1 pseudogene is annotated in these 750 nt (G+C 54.9%); it reads left to right on the top strand.

The annotated features are described in order from the left end of the window. Positions 1-750, top strand: a pseudogene (locus BK660_RS30240) (calcium-binding protein); the annotation flags it as partial.

Here is a 750-nt window from a genome sequence, read left to right as displayed (position 1 = left end):
ACGTTCAGCTTCAGCGATGGCGTTGTACTTGGTTATGAGGATGTCCTGCGCAAAACATTGCCGCCGATAAAGGTGCCCGAGTCACCTGTACCGGAAGTTGTAACCGCCTCAGGAATCCAGCAAAGCAAAGTTGAAGATCCGGTTCATCCAGACACCATCGCGGCGCAACGCCCTGTGGCATCTGATCACCCCGTTGACTGGACTGAAAAATTCCTCGCGCAAATCAAATCCAAGCGCTACGCCCGCAAACACGCCACAGGTTTCACCTTGAGTGATCAAGGCGTCTGGGTTCGCAGTCATATCACGACTAGCGACACCGGTTACATCACTCACACCGAGCTGAGCGATGACGGCGTCGAAGCGGGAACACTGTCTGAAACGCCGCCATGGATGAAGGTTGATGCAGGGCAAGCCGTGGTCAGTGAAAGGCAGTCGAAAACCACAAGCCGTGTCGAACATAAGCAGGTGAAAGCCGATGGGGCGATAGCCTCTTCGAGTCAGGCGCCTCGCTATTATCGATCCGGCTCGGCCAACGGCTTTTCATTCAATACGGGAGATGTATTGGTTGAAGACCGTAAGGAATCCGGCGCGCTTGAGGGCTGGTACATCTATCCGGCAACAAGCTTCGGTTCGGGGGAAACGGTGCCCAAGGCGTTTCGCTGGGATGTCACAACTGAAACGATCAAACGCAAAATCGTCCCTGGCGACGATGCCGGCGGGCGAGTCAACGTCGAAGTGGAAAACGTTTTC

The sequence above is a fragment of the Pseudomonas brassicacearum genome (genome assembly GCF_003732265.1).
Lineage (GTDB): Bacteria > Pseudomonadota > Gammaproteobacteria > Pseudomonadales > Pseudomonadaceae > Aquipseudomonas > Aquipseudomonas brassicacearum_D.
This window is presented reverse-complemented; position numbering and strand designations above follow the sequence as displayed.